This window comes from Halogranum gelatinilyticum, from assembly GCF_900103715.1.
GTDB classification, from domain to species: Archaea; Halobacteriota; Halobacteria; order Halobacteriales; family Haloferacaceae; genus Halogranum; species Halogranum gelatinilyticum.
The window spans coordinates 71,373-92,810 of sequence record NZ_FNHL01000003.1; the positions used below are offsets into that span (position 1 = coordinate 71,373).

Genomic DNA, 21,438 nt, shown 5'->3' on the forward strand with positions numbered 1-21,438 from the left:
AAGAGTGCGTGGGTCCTCAGCGGCTCGCCTTCAACTCGACGCGGTAGCCGAAGGGGTCACGGACGTAGACCGCGGGTGCGACGCCCGTCGCCCCGAGCGGTTCGAGTTCCTGTTCGACCTCGACGCCGCCCGCGTCCAGTCGGTCCTTCACGTCCGCGATATCCTCGGCCAGCCGGAGGGCGACGTGGTCGTAGTTCTCCCGTCGGTGGGGTACCTCGAACTCCGCGGTCGGCCAGAGATGGATGACAGAGTCGTCCGAGAGCCGGACGCTGAAGAAGGGTTTCTCCTCTGGGTACTTGTCGAAGCCCTCGACGGTGAAGCCGAGAACGTCGACGTAGAACTCCGTCGCGCGCTCGACGCCGCCCTCTTTCGGGATACGCAGGTTCACGTGGTCGATTGCTTCGACATCCATACACGGGGGTAGCTTGCAGAGACCAAGAACGCGGTGGCCTCGGCGATTTGGTCCGTCTACGCGACCGGTGGCTCTCTCCAGAGCTACAGCGACTTGACCATCTTCACGTGCGGGATGTCGGCTTCGAGGAACTCCTCGCCGACCTGCTCGTAGCCGAGTTTCTGGTAGAACTCGCGGGCACTGGTCTGGGCGTGGAGGAAGAAGCGGTCGAAGCCCGCCGCCTCGGCCTCGCCTTCGACGACCTCCATCAGCCGTCGGCCCCAGTCCTCGCCGCGAGCAGATTCGAGGACGGCGACGCGCTCGACCTTGCAGACGCGGTCGCCGTCGAGGTCGTAGTCGCGGAAGCGCGCCGCGCCGACCGGCTGCCCCTCGTCGTAGGCGACGACGTGCGTCGCCTCGTCCTCGTACTCGTCCCACTCCAGGGATTCGGGGACGCCCTGCTCTTCGACGAACACCGCCCGCCGCACCTCGAACGCGTCGTCTCGGGTCTCCTCGTTGTCGACGACGACGACGCCGTCTCGTGTCATGCGTCGGCGTTGGCGACGCGGGACTTTCGCGTTTTGGGTTCCCGCCTCCACCTTCGGCAGGTCTATTCCGCTGGCCACTGGAGCGAGGATATGACCGACCTCGGCAAAGTCGACCGTGCGTTCTTCGACGAACACATCTATCCCAATCTGGGTGCCGAGCGCGACGACGTCGCCATCGGCCCGAAGCACGGCGTCGACTTCGGGATGCTCGACCTCGACGGCACCGCGCTCGTCATGGCAACCGACCCCCTCTCGGTGCTCCCGCAGCTCGGCTTCGACCGTGCGGGCCGCTTCGCCCTCCACATCGTCCTCTCGGACGTCGCCGTCTCCGGTCTCCTGCCGACCCATCTCGCCGTCTCCTTCACCCTCCCGCCGGAGATGACCGACGCCCAGTTCGCCGAACTCTGGGGCGCGATTCACGAGGAGTGCGAGGAGTTGGGGATCAGCATCGTCACGGGCCACACCGCCCGCTACGGCGGCGTCGACTACTCGTGGGTCGGCGGCGCGACGGCGATGGCCGTCGGCGACCCGGACGACGTGGTCCGCCCCGACGGCGCACGCCCCGGCGACAAAGTGCTCGTGACGAAGGGTCCGGCCGTCGAGGCGACGGGGCTGATGACGACACTCTTTCCCGACCAGTTCGACCTCCCGGCCGACGTGCTCGCGGACGCGCAGTCGCTTCTCGACGAGACGCGGACCGTCCGCGACGCGACGACCGCTGCGGCGGCAGGTCCCGTCACGGCGATGCACGACGCCACCGAGGGCGGCCTCTTCGGCGCGCTCGACGAGGTGGCAGAGGGGGCGGGCGTCTGCCTCGACGTCGACACCGACGCCGTGCCGATGCAGTCCGGCGTCCGCGAGGTCTGCGACTTCCTCGACATCGACCCCTGGTGCTCGACGAGTTCGGGGACGCTCGTGATGACCGTCGGTGCCGACGGCGTCGACGACGTGCTCGCGGAGTTGGACGCCAGAGGAACGCCCGTCGCCGTCGTCGGCGAGGTCACCGAGGGCGAGGGTGTCTACGTCGACGGCGACCTGTTGGAACACCCCGGCGTCGACCCGTCGTGGGCGGCCTACGAGCGGTTGGCGGCGCGGGCGGAGGAGTGAGTCACTCCGACAGCGACGACCGGACGCGTTCGGCCGCGGCGTCGAACGCCTCGTCGGCGACGGCGACGCTGTCGGCCAGACTCAGAAAGCCGTGGGCCATCGTCGGATAGTGCTGGTGGACGGCGTCGACACCGGCGTCGGCGAGGCGGTCAGCGTAGGCCGCTCCGTCGTCACGCAGCGGGTCGAACCCGCCGGTGACGACGGTCGCGGGCGGGAGGGTCGCGAGGGCGTCCTCGCCAGCGCGGAGGACTGAAGCGTAGGGGTTCGCGCCGTCGACCGGGCTACGGAGATACTGCTCCCAGAACCACACCATGTCGGCGCGAGTGAGCAGTGGCCCGTCGGCGTTCTCGGCGTAGGAGTCGGTGTCGAAGGCGTGGTCCGTGATGGGGTAGAGGAGCAGCTGGTGGCTCAGGTCGGGACCGTCGAACTCGCTGGCGCGGAGCGCGACTGCGGCCGCGAGATTTCCCCCGGCGGAGCTGCCCGCGACGCCGAGCCGCGCCGGGTCGCCGCCGAAGGTCTCGGCGGTGTCGGCGGCCCACTCCAGTGCGGCGTAGACGTCGTCGAGCGGAGTGGGAAAGGGATGCTCGGGCGCGAGTCGGTAGTCGACGGAGACGACGACGCAGCCGACGCGCCGGGCGAGGTTGCGACAGAGGTCGTCCGCGGAGTCGAGCGTCCCGAGCGTCCAGCCGCCGCCGTGGGCGAAGACCAGCGTCGGCAGCGGCGTTTCACGGCCGTCGACACCGGGACGGTAGACCCGGACCGGAACCTCGCCGTGCGGTCCCGCGAAGGCCAGGTCGCGGACGAAGTCGATCTCCTGTCGGCTGTCGCTCGTGAACAGTTCGTCCTCGACGCGTCGGCCGCAGTCGACGCTCATCGCGTGCCACTCGGGGACGCCCTCGGCTTCGATCTGCTCGATGACCGCTCGCAACTGCGGGTCGAGTTCCTCGTCGCTCATTGGGGGCGGTTCGGGCAGTGCGGTGTTAAGGACACGTATCGCGGCCAGCCGGTTTCTGCCAGCTGTCACCACGGCGTGATTCAGTTCGGAGCGAGTAGAGAACACGCCACATACCGGCAAACCGCCCCAACACCACGCAGTTCAAACGTCCCAGTCGTCACAAGCTAGTCGTGGGTATCCTGCAGACGCTCTTCGGCGACGACGCGGCGGTCCTCTACGAGCGCGACTTCCAACTCCTGCTCCTCGCGAGCCTCAGTTCGCCGCTCGGTGCGTCCGTCGTCTCGCCGATTCTCGAAGGTCTGACCGGGCCGCTCGGCGTGTCCAGTGCCCGAGCCGGTCTCTTGATGGCCGTCTTCACCGCGCCCGCCATCGTCCTCATCCCGCTGGTCGGCGTGCTCTCTGACCGCGTAGGACGCAAACCCGTCCTGACCGGCGGGCTGCTCCTGTTCGGTCTCGCCGGGCTGGCCGTCACCCTGACAACCGACTTCCGGTCGGTCCTCGGGCTGCGGTTCCTCCAGGGCGTCGGCTACACCGGTATCGCGCCGGTGCTCATCACGAGCGTCGGCGACATCTTCGCCGACGACGCCGACGCCGAAGCCTCCGCACAGGGCCTCCGGTTCACCGCCGTCGGCGTCTCCTTGACCGTCTTTCCCGTCCTCTCGGGCGCGCTCGTCGTCCTCGCGTGGCAGTATCCGTTCTACCTCTACGGGCTGGCCGTGCCGACGGCACTCGTCGTCTGGGCACTGTTCGAGGAGCCGACGGCCGCCGACGCGGTCGGGCCGAACGGGGCCGACGCCGGGCACGCCGACGATGCGGACAAACCGGTGCGCGACGGCTCCACCCGCGCGCTCCTCTCGCTCACGACCCATCCGCGGGTCGCGGCGACCCTCGTCGGCCGCGCCGTGCCCTCGTTTCTCTGGTTCGTCTTCCTGACGTACAACTCGGTCGTCGTCGTGCGGTTCCTGGGCGGCTCTGCGGGCGTCGCCGGTCTCCTCGTCGCCGCCGCGAGCGTCGCCTCCTCCGTGAGTTCGACGCAGTCCGGCCGCATCACGGCGGCATTCGACACCCGCGTCGTCCCGATGTTCGCCTCGACGACCGCCATCGGCGCGGGCGTGCTGGCTCTCGTGTTCGCCCCCTCGACACTCGTCGCGGGCGTCGGGGTCGTCTTCGCGGGCGCAGGGTTCGGACTCGGGCTGACGCTCTACCGCAGCGCGCTGACCGGCAGCGCGCCCGTCGAACTCCGGGGCGGGCTGGTCAGCCTCGGCGAGTCCGCGGGCCGCCTCGGCAGCACCGTCGCACCGGTCCTGACGGGTGCAGTGGTCGCGGTCGCCGCGCCCACGCTCGGGCCGGTCGACTCGGTCCGGTGGGGCGTCGTCGGCGTCGTCGCCGCCGCCGTCCTCGTCGGCGTCGTCAGCGTGGCCGTGGTCGACCGGTTCGACGCGCCGGCACGGTCGCGAGCGGGCACGTCGACGGCCGACTGAGTCGTCGCTCCGTCCTGGCGGCGTCACCCGCCAGGACCGGGACACGAGGCGTAACGACCAACACGGCTCCCGCCGAGTGAGAGCCATGGACGCAGACGACTTCGACCCGAGTCGCGAGGCGGCCGTCGCCCGCGACGACGAGGACCCCCTCGCGACCTTCCGCGAGCGGTTCACCCTCCCCGACGAGTTCTACATGGACGGCAACTCGCTGGGGCCGATTTCCACCGACGCCGAGGCGACGCTCGACCGCGTCGTCGACGAGTGGCGCGACCTTGGTATCAGAGGCTGGACCGACACCGACCCCGACTGGTTCAACTACGGCGAACATCTCGGCGCGAAACTCGCGCCGCTCGTCGGTGCCGAGGACGACGAGGTGGTCATCACCAACTCGACGACGACGAACATCCACACGCTCGTGGGAACGTTCCTCGACAAACTCGGAGAAGAGGGGAGACCCCAGACCGTCCTCGCCAACGACCTCGACTTCCCGACGGACCACTACGCCATCCGCGCCCAGTTGCGCCAGCGCGGCCTCGACCCCGACGACCACCTGCTCACCGTCGAGAGTCGCGACGGCCGGACGGTCGCAACCGAGGACGTCGTGGACGCCATCGAAGAGCGCGAGGTGGGCATCGTGTTCATGCCCTCGGTACTCTACCGCAGTGGACAACTGTTCGACCTCGAACGCATCACCGAGGTCGCCCACGACAACGACGCCTACGCGGGCTTCGACCTCGCGCACTCGGTCGGCGTCGTCGACCACGACCTCTCGGCGGTCGGCGTCGACTTCGCCGTCTGGTGTACCTACAAATATCTCAACGCCGGTCCCGGCTCGGTCGGGGGGCTGTACGTCAACGAGCGACATTTCGGCTCGATGCCCGGGCTCGCGGGCTGGTGGGGCCACGACAAGGAGACGCAGTTCGACATGGAGCTGACCTACACGCCCGCCGACAGCGCGGGCGCGTGGCAGATCGGGACCGTCCATATGCTCTCGGCCGCGCCCCTGGAGGGCGCGCTCGACATCCACGAGGAGGCAGGTATCGACGCCATCCGCGAGAAATCCGTCGCGCTGACCGACTATCTCGTCGCGCTCGTCGACGAGCGACTCTCGGGCTGTACGGTCGGCACACCGCGTGACGCGGCAGCCCGCGGCGGCCACGTCGCCATCGAACATCCGGAAGCCTACCGACTCAGCGAGGCCCTGAAAGACCGCGGTGTCGTCGTCGACTACCGCCAGCCGAACGTCGTGCGGGTCTGTCCCGCCCCGCTCTACACGGGCTTCGCCGACGTGTGGGACGTCGTGGAGATTCTCCGCGAGATTCTCGACGAGGAGGTCTACGCCGACTACGACCCGCGCGGGGCGGGCGTCACCTGAATCACCCTACTTCGTCCGAACCTCGAAGCGCGCCCCGCCGGAGTCCGCCTCCGTCGCCGTAATCTCCCAGCCGTGGGCGTGGACGACGCGCTCGACGATGGCGAGACCGAAGCCCGTGCCGTCGCGCTCGGTCGAGTAGCCGTACTCGAAGACCTGCTCTCGCGTCTCGGCGTCGATACCGGGACCGTCGTCCTCGACGTAGAAGCCGTCGGGGAGGCTGCCGACGCGAATCGAGACGTCCTCTCTCCCGTGCTCCAACGCGTTACGAAACAGGTTCTCGAAGACGGTCCGACAGCGTTCGGCGTCGGCGGAGACGACCCCGAGGTTGTCGACGATGTCGAGCGTCGCCTTCGGCCCGGTGTCGACGGTCCGCCACGCCTGTCTGACCACGGTTTCGAGGGTCATCGTCGTCGGGTCGTTGACTGTCCGCCCCTGTTTCGCCAGCGAGAGGAAGTCGCCGATGAGTCCCTCCATCCGGTCGAGTGCCGCCTGTGCGGTGTCGATTCGGCTGTAGTCCTCCAACTCCTTGGCGAGTTCGAGGTTGCCCATCGCGACGTTGAGCGGGTTGCGCAGGTCGTGGGTGACGAGGCTCGTGAACTCCGCGAGCCGGTCGTTTTGTCTGCTGAGTTCCCGCTCGCGGTGTTTCTGCTCGGAGATGTCGTTGTAGATGACGTAGCCGTCGCTGCTGAAGCCGTCGAGGTCGACCGGGATGATGGTCACGTGGAAGTCTCTGACGCCGTGTTTCGTCCGTCTTCGGACCTCGGTCTGAATCGTCTTGCCGACGTAGAGCGTCTCTTCGAGGGTGATGGGGTCGTCCCCGTCGGGGATCACGTAGTCGTCGATGTTCTCGCCGACGATCTCTTCCGGCGCGTAGCCGAAGACGCGCTCGAACTCCGTGTTGATGTCGTCGACGACCGGTCCCTCCGATCCGGCGTGACACGCCGCGGCGGGTTCCGGCAGGTTCTCGAACAGCGCGGCGACCCGGTCGCGTTCGTCACGCAGTTTCGTCTCGTATTCGAGCCGGTGGAGTGCCTCGGTCACGTGCGAGAGGAGCAGTTCCGTCAACTCGACGTCGCGGTCGTCGAAGTCGGCCGTCAACGCCGACGCAGCCTGGAAGACGCCGAACTCGCCGATGGGGACGGTGATTCCCGACTCGAAGCGCTCGTCCTCGTCGTCGACCGCGGCGGCGGGATCGTCGGCGAGGCGGTCGGTCACCCGCGGTTCGCCCGCCTGAATCACGTCCCCGGCGACGCTCCCGTCGTAGGGGATGGGCGCGGGTTCGTCGACGCCGTGGACGGCCTTCGGCACGATACAGCCCCCCTCGCGGAGTCCGACGTAACAGACGTCGAAATCGAGAATACGCTCTGCGGCCTCCGCGGTTCGCTGACAGACGGTGTCGACGCTGTCGCAGGCGGCGACGTCGCGCGCGAAGCCGTGGATGGCCTCCATCTTCGCCTTCGTCTCTCTGAGGTTCTGCTCGGTTTCGACGCGGTCCTCGATGTCACGGACGACGCCGACTGTTCCACGGAAGCCGTCGCCGAGGTCCGGCAGGAGTGTGATGTTGTCCTCACAGCGAACCGTCCCGCCATCGGCGGTGTGAACGTCGATCTCGCGGCGCGTCCGCGTCCGGCTGGGGTCGTCGAGCAACGATTCGACGTCTCGCCGTAATGCGGCGACGTCGTCGTCGGCGAGGAGCGTCGAGCCGTGCTTGCCGAGGAGTTCGGTCTCGTCGTAGCCGGTGATGGTCTCGAACGCCTCGTTGACGTAGGTCAGATTCCCCTCGGCGTCGAGCGCGTAGACCGGGTCGGCGAGCACGTCGAGGATGGTCTCGTAGCGCGTGAGCGTCCGCTCGCGTTCCAAGAGCGTCTGGCGGGTTCGAGTCGCCGAGATGGCCTGTGCGACCGTCCACGACAGTTCGATGAGCACGTCGGCCTCTGTCTCACCGAACTCGTAGTCCGCGGCGGCGTAGACGAAGAGGACGCCGAACACGCCGTCCTCGTGAAGAAGCGGGACCGCGAGCAGCTCCCAGTCGGTGGTCGTCACCGACACAGAGGGACTCGTTTCATTGGTCGCCGTTGTGTCACTGTCCGTCGTTGAGGTATCACCACCGGCTGCCACGGTGGCCGTCTGAACGCGCGTCTCGTTGTCGCTCACACAGTCCGCGACGAACGCCCAGTCGTCGTCGGTGAGGTCGAGTGTCGCTCCCCGCAGTGTGTCGCCCCGACCGGCACTCCCGTGGTGGGTGACGGTCACCGTCTCGGGGTCGTACTCGCCGAGCCACGCGCCCTCGTAGGCTGCCGCGTCGGTCAGCGACTGACAGACGCCGTCACAGATCTCCGTGACCGTCGACGCGCCGACGAGTTCGCGCTGGGTGGTCCGGATGACGTCGGTGATCTGCTGGAGTCGCTCGGCCTCGCGGACCGCCCACTGCCGGGAGACCGCGTTGCGGACGCGGTTTGCGAGCACCTCGTAGCGGTCGCTACCCGCACGTTTCTGGAGGTAGTCGGTGACACCGGCGGAGATGGCCTCGCTCGCGATCTCCTCGCTTCCCTTGCCGGTGAAGAGGATGAAGGGCATCCGCGGATCCGCCGCGCGGACCTGTTCGAGCAGGTCGAGACCGGTCCAGACGGGCATGTCGTAGTCGCTGACGATACAGTCGACGCGTTCGGACTCAATTCGGTCTAGGACCGCCGTCGGATCGGTCTCCGTGCTGACGGTCGCCTCCGTGAGTAGCCGTGAGAGGTGCGTTGCGGTGAGTTCGGCCATCGCCTCGTCGTCGTCGACTACGAGCACACCGAACTCTTCCGAGTCGTCCGCCATTTGCCAGCAAAACAGCAGCAGGGTAAATGTGTGTTTCGTGTTGACAACCGAATTCCAGTGTCGGCGGACGCTCGTCCGCCTCGGGAATATCAATAGAAATGAACGAACGGCTCACTCGGTGTGTGCGTCGTCGGTCCCGTCCGGCTCGTTCATCTCGCTCGTCTCGTCGTCGCTCCCGTCCATCCCGTCCGGTTCGTCGTCGCTCCCGTCCGACTCGTCGGCCGCACGCTCCTCACGCGGCAGCCGACGTGCGAGCCGTCGGAAGCGACCCTGCGCGCGGTCCCGACGGTTCGTCGTCTCCTCGGCGTCGACCGTCGCGGCGGCGAGCTTGCCGTCCTCGACGACGACCTCCAGCACCGTGTCGGCCGCGCGTCCCTCGGAGGGGAGCGCGTCGAGTGCGACCACGAGGTCGCCGACAGCCCGACCGTCGCGTTCGAGGACGAGCACCGCCAACTCCTCGTCACTCCCCGTCTCGATACGGTCGAGTACTGCCGTGTAGCTGCCGTCGTCCGCGTCTGTGTGTGTCTCGTTCGCGTCGGCCGCGTCGTTCGTGTTGTCCGTGTCGTTGGTGTCGTTGGTGTCGTTGGTGTCGTTCGTATCGTCCATCAGTAGGCCTCCTGAATGACCACGTCGCCCGCGGCGGTCGCCACCGTGACGACGTCGCCATCGTTGTTCCAGACGGGCGACTCCCGGCCCCAGTGGAGTTCGGTCTCGGTGTCCGTCCCCGAGCCGGTTCGGAGCGTCAGCCGCTCGCCCGCAGCGAGCGTCACGCCGTCGGGAACGGTGTAGGTCGCGCCCGCCTCGTCCGAGACGGTCCACCCCGAGAGATCCAGCGGGCCGTCGCCGACGTTCTCGAAGACGACGTACTCGTCGCCGAGGTTGTCGCGGTCGTCGCCGTCGGCGTCAGCGTGGACGTCCACGAGCGCGAGTGAGTCCGTCGCCCCGCTCGTCGAACCGTCGGTTTCGCTGCCACCGTCAGTCGCGACGGCCGTCACCGGACTGTCCGACGCACTCCCCGTCGTCACGTCGAGGGTGACGCGGGTCTCGACCGGGTCGGTCGTTCCGGGTTCGACGGCCGGGGCGTCGCGCAGGCGACTCGGGTCCGTCGGCGCGTCGCGCTGGGTCGCCACCGTCAGTCGCTCCCCGTCGGTGCGGACGACCACGTCGCCGTGGGTACCCGTCCAGTAGGTCGGGAGTTCCCGCGCGGCGAGTTTGTCGAGCGTCTCCTGGTGGGGGTGGCCGAACCGCGAGTCGTAGGCACTGGAGATCACGACGACCTGCGGCCCGGTGGCGTCGAGCAGCCCCGCGCTCGTGCTCGTCCGGCTGCCGTGGTGGCCCGCCGTCAGGACCGACGCCCGGAGCTCCGAGCCGTAGGTCTCGACGAGATACTCTTCGGCGGCGTCCTCGCCGTCGCCCGTGAGGAGGAACCGCGCCTCGCCGAAGGCCACGTGGAGGACGACGCTGTTCTCGTTGCGCTCGTCGTTAGCGAGATAGTCCTCCGGCGGCGCGAGCACGCGGACCTCCGCGCCGTCGAACGGGAGCACGTCGTCCGCGCGGACCTCGTAGAGCGGCACGTCGTGCTCCTCGACGGCGTCGAGATAGCGGCCGTAGGTCGCCGTCGACGCGGCGATACCGGGGTCGTAGATCGCACCGACACCCTCCCCGTCTGTTTCGTAATGGTCGATGACGGCTGCGTGGCCGCCGATGTGGTCGGCGTCGTTGTGGGTCGTCACGAGATGGTCGATACGGTCGACACCGACGCGGTCGAGATACGCGAGTACCTCCTCGCCGTCGTCGGTGAAGTCGCCCGTGTCGACGAGCATCGTCTCGCCGTCCGGCCCGACGACGAGCGTCGCCGACGACTGGCCGACGTTGATGAAGTGGACTTCGAGTGTACCGCCCGGTGCGGCAGGCGAGGATGGCGGGCTGTCGGCGTCGGTCGTCGCGGGGGTCGCCGTCGCGTCGTTCGTCGCGCCGTCGGAAACGGGCGAGCCGGTGTCGCCAGCGGGAGACGCACAGCCCGCGAGGACGACGAGGGCGGCGAACGCGACGACGACGAGTCGGTGGGAGTCCATCACCCCACAGAGGACCCCCAGGGAGACAATCCTTCTGCTCGTCACAGCAGTCTGTGCGTGCGATACGTCGGAGCGGAGACTCCGCTGACGGAGCCTGGCGGTTACGATGCATCCCGCCTCTCTCCCCGTCAGCCTCGTCGTCGGGGCGCAGGAGCGACACTCCGTCCCCTCAGGAAGTGCTGAGTCCGACTATACGGGCTCGCGGAGTGCCCATACGTCCGTCGTCGGGTCGAGATTCGAGGGCTCGGCTCCGCGTTCGGTGAGGATTCCCTTGTGGTAGCACATCGCCTTCAGCTGGAAGACCGTCGGCGAGTGGTAGACGTTGCCGTCGGTGAGTTCTCCGGTCCTGAGGTCCCCGTCTTCCGTCAGCAGCCGCGACCGCACGTCGTCGTTCCCGCGGAGGAACAGTTCGACGGTGAACGACGGATGCAGTTCGTGGAGGTAGGTGACGAACTCGACGAGCGTCGGTTCGCGGACACGGTCCTCGTGCAGATGCTGGAGCTCCTCGACGAGCAACTGCGTCGCTGGATGGCTGAGGACGACCTGCCGTGCGAGCAGCCCCCATCGCGGCGCGAGGTCGCAAAACCGCGTCGGTGACCCCTTCCAGTCGTCGAAGGCGTCGAGTGCCGCGTCGACGGAGCCGTACTCGCGGCGGGCGAACCGGACGACCTCCCGACCGAGTTGGGTGAGCCGGTCGCCGGCCGGATGGGACTCGATTAGCCCGAGCGAGACGGCCCCTTTCCGAGCACTGTCGACCGCACCGACGACACGCTCCGAGAGGACGGCTGCGGTGTCAGCTGGATGGGCCACCGCGAGCGGGTAGCCGAGGTAGTTCTTCGGGTGGTTGAGGCCGAACGAGCGGTCGGTGAGTGCCTGTGGTCCCGCTCGCAACTGCACCGCGTCGGTCTCGCTCGTCGTGTGCGTCCCGACGAGTCGGGGCACCTCCATCGGCTGCACGTCGCCGTCGCCGGCGACCCCGAGGACGCCGACGTTCAACTCACGAGCGAGGGTGCGAGCCGACTGGCTCACGGCCTCGACCGGGGCGGCGACGTAGGCCGCGTTGGCCTCGTGGAGCCGGTCGTAGGCCTGCACGACGCCGCGTTCCACGTCGACGCCGCCGCGCTGGGTGTAGCCCTTCGCCTCGACGACGACGAGCGGGGGCGTGTCGCCGAAGCGCTCGACTGCGAGCATGTCGGCGTCGAGGACGCGCGCGCCGACGAGGTCGGGGTAGCCCGAACCGACGTGGACGTGGTTGAACGGCGCGAGTGCCTCGCGGACGTCGGCGTCGATGCTGACATCCGCCAGCCACTGGTCGGTCGCGAACTGCGTGTCGACGACGGCGTATCCCTCGTCGTCGGGGAAGAGCCGACGCTTCGCGTAGGCGAGGACGTGTGGCTCCGTCAATCCCCGCGCCGCACTGGACATACGCTCGCTTCAGGCGAGCGGGAGAAGAAACTACCGAGCGTTGGGGTTCACTCCTGCGTCGGTTCGTCGGCGTGGTCGGCGCGGTCGGTGCGGTCGGCGCGGTCGGCGACGCCGACGTCTTAGTTCCCTACGTCGTCGTGGCCTGCGTCCGCGAGAATCTCGTCGAAGAGGGCGACGACGCGCTCGCGGATTTCGTCGCGAATCCCCCGCACTGCATCGAGGTCCTGGCCGTCGGGGTCGTCGAGTCCCCAGTCGCGGTTCTCGCCGTCCCACGTTGCCGGACAGACGTCCTCCGCGGAGCAGCCCATCGTGATCACCATGTCGACCGCCTGCAGCTCCTCGAACGTGACCTCTCGGGGCGTCCGCTCGGAGAGGTCGAGACCGACCTCGTTCATGACCGTGACGACCTCCTCGTGGACGTGGTCTGCGGGCTGCGTGCCGCCGGTGACGACGCCAATTTCGTCCTCGACGCCACGGCGACGACGCTCCTGTTCGGCGAATGCGGTGGCCATCTGACTCCGCCCGGCGTTCTGGACGCAGACGAATGCGACGTTCATACGAACTGGTGGGAGAAGCCCTCACAAATCGGTTCTGGTCAGAATCTACTGTGCGGGATATAGTCGTAGGCAGGACTCTCTTGGCTGCACAGACCGACTTATCCCGTCGCAAAGCCTCGTGTGACCGATGCTTTCGCACCACCGACTTCTCACCATCCTGCTCGTCACCCTCGTCGTCCTCGCCGGCTGTCTCGGGGGCGCAGGAACCGACACGGGCACCGATACCCCTGACGCCTCGCCGACTACAACGGCTCCGACTACTGGCGAGTCGACTGGCGACGACGCGCCGGCGGCTGGCACACATCCGCTCGAATCGACGACACTCGCTACGTCGCACACGACTGCTCTCCGCGACGCCGAGAGCTTCAAGCTCGACTACTCGATACGGACGACTCGGAGCACACCGAACGAGACCCAAGAGTTCGCGTTCGACTGGACGGTCCGCGCCGACGTCGACAGCGGCGCGCAGCTGATTCACGCCAATCTATCGGGTATCGGCGACCGGCCGGACACGACGATGGTCTTCGACCTCTACGTCGCCCCCGACGGCACGGCCGTCCAGCGTTCGTCGTTCGGCGACTCCGTCCAGTACCAGCGAGTACCCGCCGACGAGTACAACCTCTCGACCTACCTCTCGGCGATGAACGTGACGACCGATCTCGACGCCGAATCCGAGAACGTCACGTACGAAGGCACGACCACCGTCGACGGCGAGACGCTCCACGTCTACACCGTCTCGGACGTCGACCAACTCTCGCTTCCGGACAGCACGGCTTCGACGGCCGAGTTCGACACGAGCTCGGTGGGCGTCTTCGACCTCCGACTACTCGTCGACGACGCGGGCGTGATTCGACAGCTGAGCTACGACGTCGAAGTCGCCGAAGGTGGCGAGACTGTTCGGCTCCAGTTCGAGCTCCGCTACTCGGATATCGGAACGACGGTCGTTGAAGAACCTGAATGGGTGTCGGAGGCGACGACGCAGAGCGACTACTGAGAACGAGACGAGTAGCGGGCGGTGTTCTCGACTTCGATGCGACTCGTCACGTAGTTTTTCGCAGAATCATGGGCGCTGCAGGATTTGAACCCACGGCAACTTGGTCCGAAGCCAAGCACTCTGTCCAGACTGAGCTAAGCGCCCTCACCACCTTCTACATCCGGCTTTGGTTTTAAACCCCCGGATTCGTGTCGGCAGTGCGACCGAGAGACACACCTCAGCGGTCGGTGCTCAGATGTGAGACGGGGAGCCGTCCGTCGATATCGAGACCGAGACGACGGGCCAGCACGTCGACCGCCACTGAGCGTGCCATCGCCTCGGGATGCTTGCACATCGACTCGTCGAGGTAGCGCGCCCCCGGCAGATTCCCGGCGTCGTCGACGGCCGCGCGAAGCTCCGCACGGGTCGACGGCTCGGCTTCCGAGACCTGCTCGGCCAGCCCGTCGAGTTCGAGCGCGGTTCGGACCGACGCGACGAGCGCGTCTTCGGCGGTCGACGTCGGGTCCGCGACCGAGGGGACCGTCGAGAGATAGCGTGCGGCCGCGGAGTCGGCGACGTCGACCGTCTCGGTCAGCCACTCGCGGACGGCCGTCTCGTCGGCGTCCGTCGCGAGCGTCTCGGTCGCTGCCGCGACCAACTCGGCTTCCTCGTCGGCGACGTCGTGGAAGGCGTTGCCGACGACGACCGTGTCGGCCCCGGCGTCGAGCATCGCTTCGACGCCTTCCCGCGAGTCGAGACCGCCGCCGTACCAGAGCCGCGACCAGTCGAGACCCTCCGAAACCGCGTCGAGGATAGCCGTTGCCTCCTCGTCGCCGTAGGTTCCCGAGTACTCCAGATAGACGAGTTCGCTGTCGAGGTGGCGTTCGGCGGCCATCGCGTGCTGTTTCGCTTCCGTCGGCGAGAGTAGGTCGTCGGGACCGACGTTGGCCTCACGAGCCGCCGCGCTGTCGGGGTTCTGGATGATGTAGGCCTCGAAGACGGCCTCCGAGAGCAGCACGGAGGTAGCGACGTTGGCGAGCGCGTCGACGATTCGCTCGGGTGTCCACCGTGGCAGGGCATCGTCGAGCAGTTCGGGCGCGAGCTGTTCGCGGATGTGTTCGATACCGACGCCGAGCGTGCCGACGAGCGACTCGGAGTCGCCGTTGAGCACCTCGGGGATGGCGATGAAGGCCGCCGCGTCGCGGGTGCGGTGGGTGATGTGGCGCGGGCCGCTCGGTTCGTGGAAGACGGGGACGGTGAGCGGCGAGAGCAGTGTGAAGGTCTCCTCGGTGTTCGCGGCGGTGACGTCGCTGGAGCCGCCGACGGAGACGGCACTCGTGTGTTGGAGATAGAGCGGGTAGAGCAGCGGGAGCTTCTTGGCGTGTTCGGGGTCGAGTTTGGTGACGTGCGTCCAGTCGGTCGGGACGGGGTTGGAGTCGACCGGCCCGAGCGTCCGCACACCGCTACGGACGACGCTGGCGAGACGGCCGACCGCGCGGGCGACGTCGTCGAGGGCAGCCATTACTCCGAGAGGCCGCTGCAGCGGCTAAATAGCTCACGGGTTGTCGTCAGCGGCGTGGGCGACGCACTGCGAGCGTCGGCGACGCAGTAGGTACGGTGACATGAGTGAGAGCCACGGCCGTCGGGTCGTTCACAACCCATATGTATCGGGTCGTGTATGACACAACCAATGCAGGACTTAGCAGTCGCGGTCCGGTCGCGGACGCCGCCCATCGCGCGGGCGTTCCTCCGCTACGTCGGCCGCTCCCGCGACCCGAGTGTGGTCCCGATGCTCCTGTTGCGGTCGGAGGTCGACGACGACATCGAGGCGATGACCGCGCGGATGTTCCGCGAGGTCGAACTCGACCTCGAACGCGCGGTCGACGAGGGAGCCATCGAGACGGTCGGCGTCGGCGACACGGTGCGGTTCGACTACGACACCCGGCTCGTGCTCCCGGCACTCTTGACGCTCGGACGGCTCTGTCTCGTCGCCAACGACGTTCCCGTACTGCGGCACGTCCGCGACGTCGACGACGACCTCGCCCGCGAGAGTCGGGCGACGACCTACAACATCGTCCAGGCACTCGTCGACGGCGACATGCGCGACGCCATCAACGACGCCGAGTACGAGGACTTCGAGACGAACGCGCGGCCGAAGTCGACGGTCGCCGAGCGGGCGCAGGCGACGCTGGCCGAGAACGTCCAGGCGTGGTTCGAGGAGCCGGACACCCCCGCCGCCGTCCGCGAGTCCTACCAGCACGCCGTCGACCTCTCCGAGGGTCACCAAGACGACGACGAGGCGTTCCGCGACCTCTTGGAGCGGTATCACGCCGCCAACGAGGACGGCACGGAGGAGCAGCGAGCGACCGTCGCCGACGAGATCCGCGAGCGGTACAAGTTCGCCGAGCCGGAGGAGCCGCTTGACCTCTTCGCGGCCGACGCCGACCTGCCGTACTTCCTGACGCAGTATCTCCGGGTCGGCATCCTCTACGAGGATATGCTGAACATGTACGAGGCGGACCTCGACGTGGAACTCGGTGAGGGATTCAAGCGTTCCATCGTCCTCATGGTCATCGCCGCACAGGTCGGTCTCGACGACACCGACGACTACCCCGAGGACCGTCGGACGCAGCTGACGCCCGTGACGGCGGAGTTGAACCTCGCGGCCGACCGCGAGACGGGCGTCGAGAACCTCCGTGAGGTGGTCGTCGAATATCTCGACCGGGCCGAGGCGTGTTCGCCCGACCATCTGACCAACATGGCAATCGAGTACATCAGACAGCAGTCACTCGACCGACTGGCCGCGCTGGCTGCCACCGACCAGTGAGTCGGCGTCGCCTCCGGGCACCGACGCCGACCGGGTCAACGGACCACCGGCGGCCGCCGCCGTCTCTCGGCCGACAGTGGTGGCTATCGACGGACGGAGACCGACAGAGATATTGTCGAGACGGCCATTGTTTCGCCAACGACACATCCGTGAACAGACACTCCTGGCACTCCTCGTGGCACCCTCTTAATCAAAAAGAATATTACCGGCTCACGGGATGTTGCTATCAGTTGATGACTCCCGGCGAGACGGAGCGTCATATGGTCGGCCACCGGAGAGCCCGGCGGCTGGCGGAGGCGCCACATGTATGACCTCGGTCCAGACCTCGGTGCCGAGGTCGAGCCGGGAACGAACATCTTGGTCACCGGGCCGCCGCTGACCGGCAAGCGGTCGCTGGCACTCGACATCCTCGCCGAAGGGACCCGTGAGGGCAACGGTGCCATCGTCGTCACGACCAAAGACAGTGCCGACCGTGTCCTCGACGACTACGCCAAACGCGTCCCCTACGAGGGCAACCCCGTCGCCGTCGTCGACTGCGTCACCCGCCAGCAGGGCGTCAGCGACATCCGCGACGACGACCGCATCAAGTACACCTCCTCGCCGGTGGACATGACCGGCATCGGAATCAAGCTCTCGGAGTTCCTCCAGGCGTTCTACCAGGACCAGGGCATCGAGCGCAACCGCATCATGGTCCACTCGCTGTCGACGCTCCTGATGTATTCGAACCTCCAGACCGTCTTCCGGTTCCTCCACGTCTTCACCGGCCGCATCCAGAGCGTCGACGGGCTCGGGCTGTTCTGTATCGACTCGACGGCCCACGACGACCGGACGATGAACACGCTCAAACAGCTGTTCGACGGCATCGTCACGACCCACGAGGACGGTGAACCCACGCTCCGACTCGCGAGCGACTGAGTCGTCGCCGACGCGGTGCGGTGTCGTCGTGTGTACCGCCCCCGCCCACCGGACGAAGCCTTTTGCCGTTCTCGCGTCTCTCTTCAGTCATGCCCATCACTGACGACGACGGTCTGCGCGAGCTGCTCGACCTCCAAACCATCGCGGTCGTCGGCTGCTCGACCACCCCCGGCAAGGCCGCCCACGAGATTCCGGCGTACCTCCAGCGACACGGCTACGACGTGATTCCGGTCAACCCCTTCGCCGACGAGATCCTCGGCGAACACGCCTACGACAGCCTGGCCGACATCGAGGAAGACGTCGATCTCGTCAACGTCTTCCGGCCGAGCGAGGAGGTGCCCGACATCGTCGACGACGTGCTCGCCCGCCACGAGGACCGCGGTGACGTCCAGGCCGTCTGGCTCCAACTCGGTATCGAACACGACGAGGCCGCCGCGCGGGCCGAGGAGGCTGGACTACGCGTGGTGCAAGACAAGTGTATGAAGGTCGAACACGGCATGTTGGTTCGGTAGACAGAATCGCGGTCTACGCACCGACTGGCCCCGTATGTCGACGGCTATCCTGTACGCTGCCGACTGGCTCCGCGTGTCGGCGGCTATCCCTGCATGCCGCCGACTGGCACCGCGTGTCGACGGCTAGCCTTGCCACTCCTCGTACTCACCGTACACACCCTTCGAGAGGTAGCGTTCGCTGGAGTCGGCGAAGACCGTGACGACGGAGTCGTAGGGGGCGTCGGTCTCGCCGTCGCGGATGTCGCGGGCGACCTGCTGGGCGACGAGGCTGTTGGCCGCGGCACTCGACGCGACGAGCTGCCCCTCCTCGCTGGCGAGCCGCTGCATCTCGGTGTGGGTGTCGCGGTCCGGCACCTGCACGACCTCGTCGACGAGCTCGGGGTCGAACAGCTCGTTCGTCGACGTGTCGTGCGTTCCGATGCCCTCGGTCTTGTACTCGGCCTCTTCGGCGTCCGTCCCCTTCAGCGTCGCGTAGAGCGAGCCCTCGGGTTCGACGGCGACGACGTAGGTGTCTTCGTGCATCTCGCGCCCGTAGCGCGCCATCCCCATCAGCGTGCCCGCGGTCCCGCAGCCCGCGACGATGGCTCCGACTTCGGCGTCGAGCGCGTCGTAGACCTCCGGAGCCGTGGTTTCGTAGTGTGCCTCGGCGTTGAGCGGGTTCTGGAACTGCTGGGGGACGACGGCACCGTCGAGTTCCTCGGCGAGTTGGTGGGCGCGGTCGATCGCACCGCCCATCCCGTCGGCCGTGGGCGTGTTGATGACCTCCGCGCCGAGCGCGCGCATGAGCTGCTGTTTCTCGACGCTGAACCGCTCGGGAACCACGAATATGGCGTTCACGTCCAACTGGCCCGCCGCGACGGCGAAGCCGATGCCCGTGTTGCCCGCAGTCGGCTCGATGACCGTCCCACCGGGGGAGATGGTTCCCTGTTCGAGCATCTGTTCGAGCATGTACTTCCCGATGCGGTCTTTGATGCTCGCACCGGGGTTGAACGACTCCAGTTTCGCGTAGACGGGAACCTCGTCCGGCGCGGCGTGGACCGAGACGAGCGGCGTCTCGCCGACCGTGTCGAGGACGGAGTCAAGGGGGGCTCGATGGGTCGTCATTACCGAGGCAAATGTTGCCCCAGTTGGTTAAGGTTGCCATCCGATTGTCGGCGACCGGCGACTGGCGACTAGCGGTCGACCATTAGCGGCCGAGGACTGGTGGCCGAAGATAGCGGTCGCTCGCGAGGAACGGCGTCGAGTGAGAAAGAGCGGCTCAGTTCGCGTCCCGTCCGCCGTCGGACGCCGGGGTCGTCTCCGTCTCGTCCGCCGACTCGGCTCCGTCGCCGTCCGCGTCCGACGCGCCGTCTTTCGCGCTCTCGGTCTCGCTGTCCGCCTCGGCTGCTTTGCGCTCGGCTTCCGTGATGTGTGCCTTCGCCGTGACGGCGTCGAGGTCGATGCCCTGCTCCTCGGCGATGGCTTCGAGCAACGCCCGCTGTTCGGCGTTCTCGGCTTCGAGTGCCTCGACGCGGGCTTTCGTGTCCTTGACCGTCACCTGCATCTCCGTGACCTGGTCGCGGACCTCGTTGAGTCTCTGGTAGAGTTCCTCCGCCATCTTCGCGACCTTCTGGAGATTTTTGGCCGTGCTTCCGAGTCCCATGGTCGGAGGATACACGCGCTCCCTTGTGTGCGTTCCGGCTTGCGTCGCCGACTCGCTCATCTGCCTCCGGCGTCGCCGACGACCCACTCACCCGCCTCCGGTGTCAGCGACGACCCGCTCGTCCCGACGGCTCTTGGCCGCCGTAATCACCACCGTACTTCAGGAAGAAGTACGCGAGGGCGACGACCGAGACGAGTGCCGTCGTCGTCGCCAGTGCCAGCGACTTCGCCGAATCCGGGACCGTCGGGACGTTCACCGCAGGCTCCGGCGTCGCTCCACCGGGGACGACGGAGATCTCGCCGACCATTCCGACGGTCTCGTGAGGGATGCAGAAGTACTCGTAATCGCCTTCGACCTCGAACGTGTGGCTGTACTCTTCGCCGCCAGTGACGTCGCCGCGCTGCGGATAGCCGCTCCGAGCGGCCGACTCGGTCTCGAAGTCGCCGCTGGCGAAGAACGCGGCGTCGTCGGGGATGCCGTCTTCGTAGGCGGTGACACTGTGGCCGACACCGCCGACGTTGACCCAGCGGACGGTGTCGCCGGGCGCGACCGTCAGCGTCTCGGGGTCGAAGATCAGGTCGTCGGTCATGTCGACGACGTGTTCGGTCCCCCCGCTCGACCCGTCTTCCTGGGCAGCGACCGGGGTGGCCGCGGGACCGGCGACCGCGGCCGCGCCAGCGACACCGACTCCGCGCAGAAATCCACGCCGTGTCGTCGACGACTGTTCCGAGGAGGGCTGTCTGTCGGACCGAAGCGCTTCCGTCGTCGCTCGGTGGATGGTGGAGGAACGCATGACGGAACTACGGGAGGAGACCGAATAAATGCACGTTCCGAACCGAGACGGCCGTCTGCCGATGCCGACGACCGAGAAATATATTACGGCTCGTTGAGATGTGCGACTGTCATGGTCCCTGACACGATAGGCCGACCGGTCACCGAGTTCGTCGGCCGCGACGTCTACACGACGAACGGTACACACGTCGGCACTGCGACAGGTGTCGCCGTCGACTTGGAGGGCGGGCTCGCGACGAGTCTCGCGCTCGCCGACCTCAACACCGACCTCTTCGGCACCTATCCGCGCGACGCCCGCGGCGTCCACGTTCCCTTCCGCTGGGTCGTCGCCGTCGACGACATCGTCGTCGTCGCCGCTGCGGTCGAGCGGTTCTCGCCGCCGGGCGCGGCCGACTCGGGCGGCGGTCCCGCCGATGCTTCCGATACTGCCGACGTTGCTGACACTGCCGACGCACCCGACGTTTCTGGTGCTGCTGACGCTGCCGACGGTACCGACACGACCGACACGAACGATGTCGACAGCGGGGGGAGACGGCCGATCGAGTAGCAGTCTGCCGTCTCGCGTCGCCACCCCTACCCTGTAATCATTGAAAGTATTGATATGCTTCGCGGGGGAACTGTCCGGTAGCCAATGGCGAGTAAGATAGACGAACTGGCGACGACGCTCCGCGACGAAGTCGGTGACGAGCTCCGAACGGTGTTCTACGGCGACTTCAAGACGCGTGAGTACCAGGTCGTCTACGCCGACGAGGAGATTCTCTCACAGTACTCGCCGGAGGACACGAAACAGATCGTCGACGACATCTCCCTCGAACAGGTCGGCGCGTCCCGACAGGAGTCGCTCTTCGAGCCGATCGGCTCGTTGGAGTTCACCGTCCGCTACTTCGAGGACGGCATCAACGTCATGGCCTGGGGCTTCGACGACATCCCGACCATCTACATCGGTCTCGGCGACGACGAAGCGACCGTCCCGAGGGTCATCGAGATAGTCCGAAGCCTTTCGGACGACGACTGACTCCACCGGTCGAACCGGCCAAACCGGC

General features: G+C 67.3%; 21 protein-coding genes and 1 tRNA gene. 9 read left to right on the forward strand and 13 right to left on the reverse strand.

From position 1 onward, the window contains the following. Window positions 1–16: 16 nt before the first annotated feature. Together BLR57_RS11715 and BLR57_RS11720 are read right to left on the reverse strand one after the other, a co-directional pair. Entirely contained in the window at window positions 17–412 is a 396-nt protein-coding gene (locus tag BLR57_RS11715; protein WP_089697740.1) for a VOC family protein, read from the reverse strand. An 83-nt stretch (window positions 413–495) separates the two neighbouring features. Beyond that, window positions 496–939, reverse strand: coding sequence for a GNAT family N-acetyltransferase (locus BLR57_RS11720; RefSeq protein ID WP_089697741.1), 444 nt, complete (start codon window positions 937–939; stop codon window positions 496–498). Between the two features lie 90 nt (window positions 940–1,029). On the opposite strand from BLR57_RS11720, the gene BLR57_RS11725 reads away from it, so the two are divergent. Next, a complete protein-coding gene (locus BLR57_RS11725) occupies window positions 1,030–2,046 on the forward strand; it encodes an AIR synthase family protein (RefSeq protein WP_089697742.1) in 1,017 nt (338 codons plus the stop codon). Window position 2,047: 1 nt separating this feature from the next. On the opposite strand, the gene BLR57_RS11730 is transcribed toward BLR57_RS11725, so the two are convergent. Further along, on the reverse strand, window positions 2,048–3,001 hold the full coding sequence (locus BLR57_RS11730; RefSeq protein ID WP_089697743.1) for an alpha/beta hydrolase: 954 nt from the start codon (window positions 2,999–3,001) through the stop codon (window positions 2,048–2,050). Between the two features lie 170 nt (window positions 3,002–3,171). On the opposite strand from BLR57_RS11730, the gene BLR57_RS11735 reads away from it, so the two are divergent. Both BLR57_RS11735 and kynU read left to right on the forward strand, forming a co-directional pair. Continuing rightward, window positions 3,172–4,482, forward strand: a complete 1,311-nt coding sequence (locus tag BLR57_RS11735; RefSeq protein ID WP_170830629.1) for an MFS transporter — start codon at window positions 3,172–3,174, stop codon at window positions 4,480–4,482. A gap of 85 nt (window positions 4,483–4,567) precedes the next feature. Then, window positions 4,568–5,857, forward strand: coding sequence for a kynureninase (gene kynU, locus BLR57_RS11740; protein WP_089697745.1), 1,290 nt, complete (start codon window positions 4,568–4,570; stop codon window positions 5,855–5,857). A 6-nt stretch (window positions 5,858–5,863) separates the two neighbouring features. On the opposite strand, the gene BLR57_RS11745 is transcribed toward kynU, so the two are convergent. The 5 genes from BLR57_RS11745 to BLR57_RS11765 form a co-directional block, all read right to left on the reverse strand. Continuing rightward, window positions 5,864–8,677: a PAS domain S-box protein gene (locus BLR57_RS11745; protein ID WP_089697746.1), complete on the reverse strand. Its 2,814-nt coding sequence runs from the start codon at window positions 8,675–8,677 to the stop codon at window positions 5,864–5,866. Window positions 8,678–8,788: 111 nt separating this feature from the next. Next, the gene (locus tag BLR57_RS11750) at window positions 8,789–9,283 is read right to left on the reverse strand and encodes a DUF3006 family protein (RefSeq protein ID WP_089697747.1); all 495 of its coding nucleotides are present in this window, start codon (window positions 9,281–9,283) and stop codon (window positions 8,789–8,791) included. After that, entirely contained in the window at window positions 9,283–10,752 is a 1,470-nt protein-coding gene (locus BLR57_RS11755) for a lamin tail domain-containing protein (protein WP_089697748.1), read from the reverse strand. Before BLR57_RS11755 ends, BLR57_RS11750 begins: the two co-directional genes overlap by 1 nt. Window positions 10,753–10,941: 189 nt before the next feature. Further along, window positions 10,942–12,177, reverse strand: a complete 1,236-nt coding sequence (locus tag BLR57_RS11760) for a hypothetical protein (RefSeq protein WP_089697749.1) — start codon at window positions 12,175–12,177, stop codon at window positions 10,942–10,944. A 119-nt stretch (window positions 12,178–12,296) separates the two neighbouring features. After that, entirely contained in the window at window positions 12,297–12,734 is a 438-nt protein-coding gene (locus tag BLR57_RS11765; RefSeq protein WP_089697750.1) for an arsenate-mycothiol transferase ArsC, read from the reverse strand. Window positions 12,735–12,861: 127 nt separating this feature from the next. Between BLR57_RS11765 and BLR57_RS11770 the strand changes: the two genes are divergently transcribed. Then, window positions 12,862–13,728, forward strand: a complete 867-nt coding sequence (locus tag BLR57_RS11770) for a DUF7537 family lipoprotein (RefSeq protein ID WP_089697751.1) — start codon at window positions 12,862–12,864, stop codon at window positions 13,726–13,728. 69 nt (window positions 13,729–13,797) lie between these two features. On the opposite strand, the gene BLR57_RS11775 is transcribed toward BLR57_RS11770, so the two are convergent. Next, a tRNA-Arg gene (locus BLR57_RS11775) sits at window positions 13,798–13,872 on the reverse strand. A 73-nt stretch (window positions 13,873–13,945) separates the two neighbouring features. Then, window positions 13,946–15,229, reverse strand: coding sequence for a geranylgeranylglyceryl/heptaprenylglyceryl phosphate synthase (locus BLR57_RS11780; RefSeq protein ID WP_089697752.1), 1,284 nt, complete (start codon window positions 15,227–15,229; stop codon window positions 13,946–13,948). Window positions 15,230–15,397: 168 nt separating this feature from the next. Between BLR57_RS11780 and BLR57_RS11785 the strand changes: the two genes are divergently transcribed. The 3 genes from BLR57_RS11785 to BLR57_RS11795 all read left to right on the forward strand — a co-directional run bounded on the left by BLR57_RS11785 (window position 15,398) and on the right by BLR57_RS11795 (window position 17,961). After that, window positions 15,398–16,534: a hypothetical protein gene (locus BLR57_RS11785; RefSeq protein WP_089697753.1), complete on the forward strand. Its 1,137-nt coding sequence runs from the start codon at window positions 15,398–15,400 to the stop codon at window positions 16,532–16,534. Between the two features lie 303 nt (window positions 16,535–16,837). After that, window positions 16,838–17,449: an RAD55 family ATPase gene (locus BLR57_RS11790; protein WP_089697754.1), complete on the forward strand. Its 612-nt coding sequence runs from the start codon at window positions 16,838–16,840 to the stop codon at window positions 17,447–17,449. An 89-nt stretch (window positions 17,450–17,538) separates the two neighbouring features. Further along, the gene (locus BLR57_RS11795; RefSeq protein ID WP_089697755.1) at window positions 17,539–17,961 is read left to right on the forward strand and encodes a CoA-binding protein; all 423 of its coding nucleotides are present in this window, start codon (window positions 17,539–17,541) and stop codon (window positions 17,959–17,961) included. A gap of 123 nt (window positions 17,962–18,084) precedes the next feature. On the opposite strand, the gene BLR57_RS11800 is transcribed toward BLR57_RS11795, so the two are convergent. The 3 genes from BLR57_RS11800 to BLR57_RS11810 form a co-directional block, all read right to left on the reverse strand. Continuing rightward, a complete protein-coding gene (locus BLR57_RS11800) occupies window positions 18,085–19,065 on the reverse strand; it encodes a PLP-dependent cysteine synthase family protein (protein WP_089697756.1) in 981 nt (326 codons plus the stop codon). 154 nt (window positions 19,066–19,219) lie between these two features. Beyond that, complete coding sequence (locus BLR57_RS11805) at window positions 19,220–19,603, reverse strand: DUF5798 family protein (RefSeq protein WP_089697757.1); 384 nt, start codon at window positions 19,601–19,603, stop codon at window positions 19,220–19,222. Between the two features lie 103 nt (window positions 19,604–19,706). After that, a complete protein-coding gene (locus tag BLR57_RS11810; RefSeq protein ID WP_089697758.1) occupies window positions 19,707–20,396 on the reverse strand; it encodes a plastocyanin/azurin family copper-binding protein in 690 nt (229 codons plus the stop codon). A 111-nt stretch (window positions 20,397–20,507) separates the two neighbouring features. Here BLR57_RS11810 and BLR57_RS11815 point away from each other — a divergent pair, with 111 nt between their 5' ends. Together BLR57_RS11815 and BLR57_RS11820 are read left to right on the forward strand one after the other, a co-directional pair. Then, entirely contained in the window at window positions 20,508–20,942 is a 435-nt protein-coding gene (locus BLR57_RS11815; protein ID WP_089697759.1) for a PRC-barrel domain-containing protein, read from the forward strand. 84 nt (window positions 20,943–21,026) lie between these two features. Beyond that, window positions 21,027–21,410, forward strand: a complete 384-nt coding sequence (locus BLR57_RS11820; RefSeq protein ID WP_089697760.1) for a DUF7522 family protein — start codon at window positions 21,027–21,029, stop codon at window positions 21,408–21,410. Window positions 21,411–21,438 lie beyond the last annotated feature (28 nt).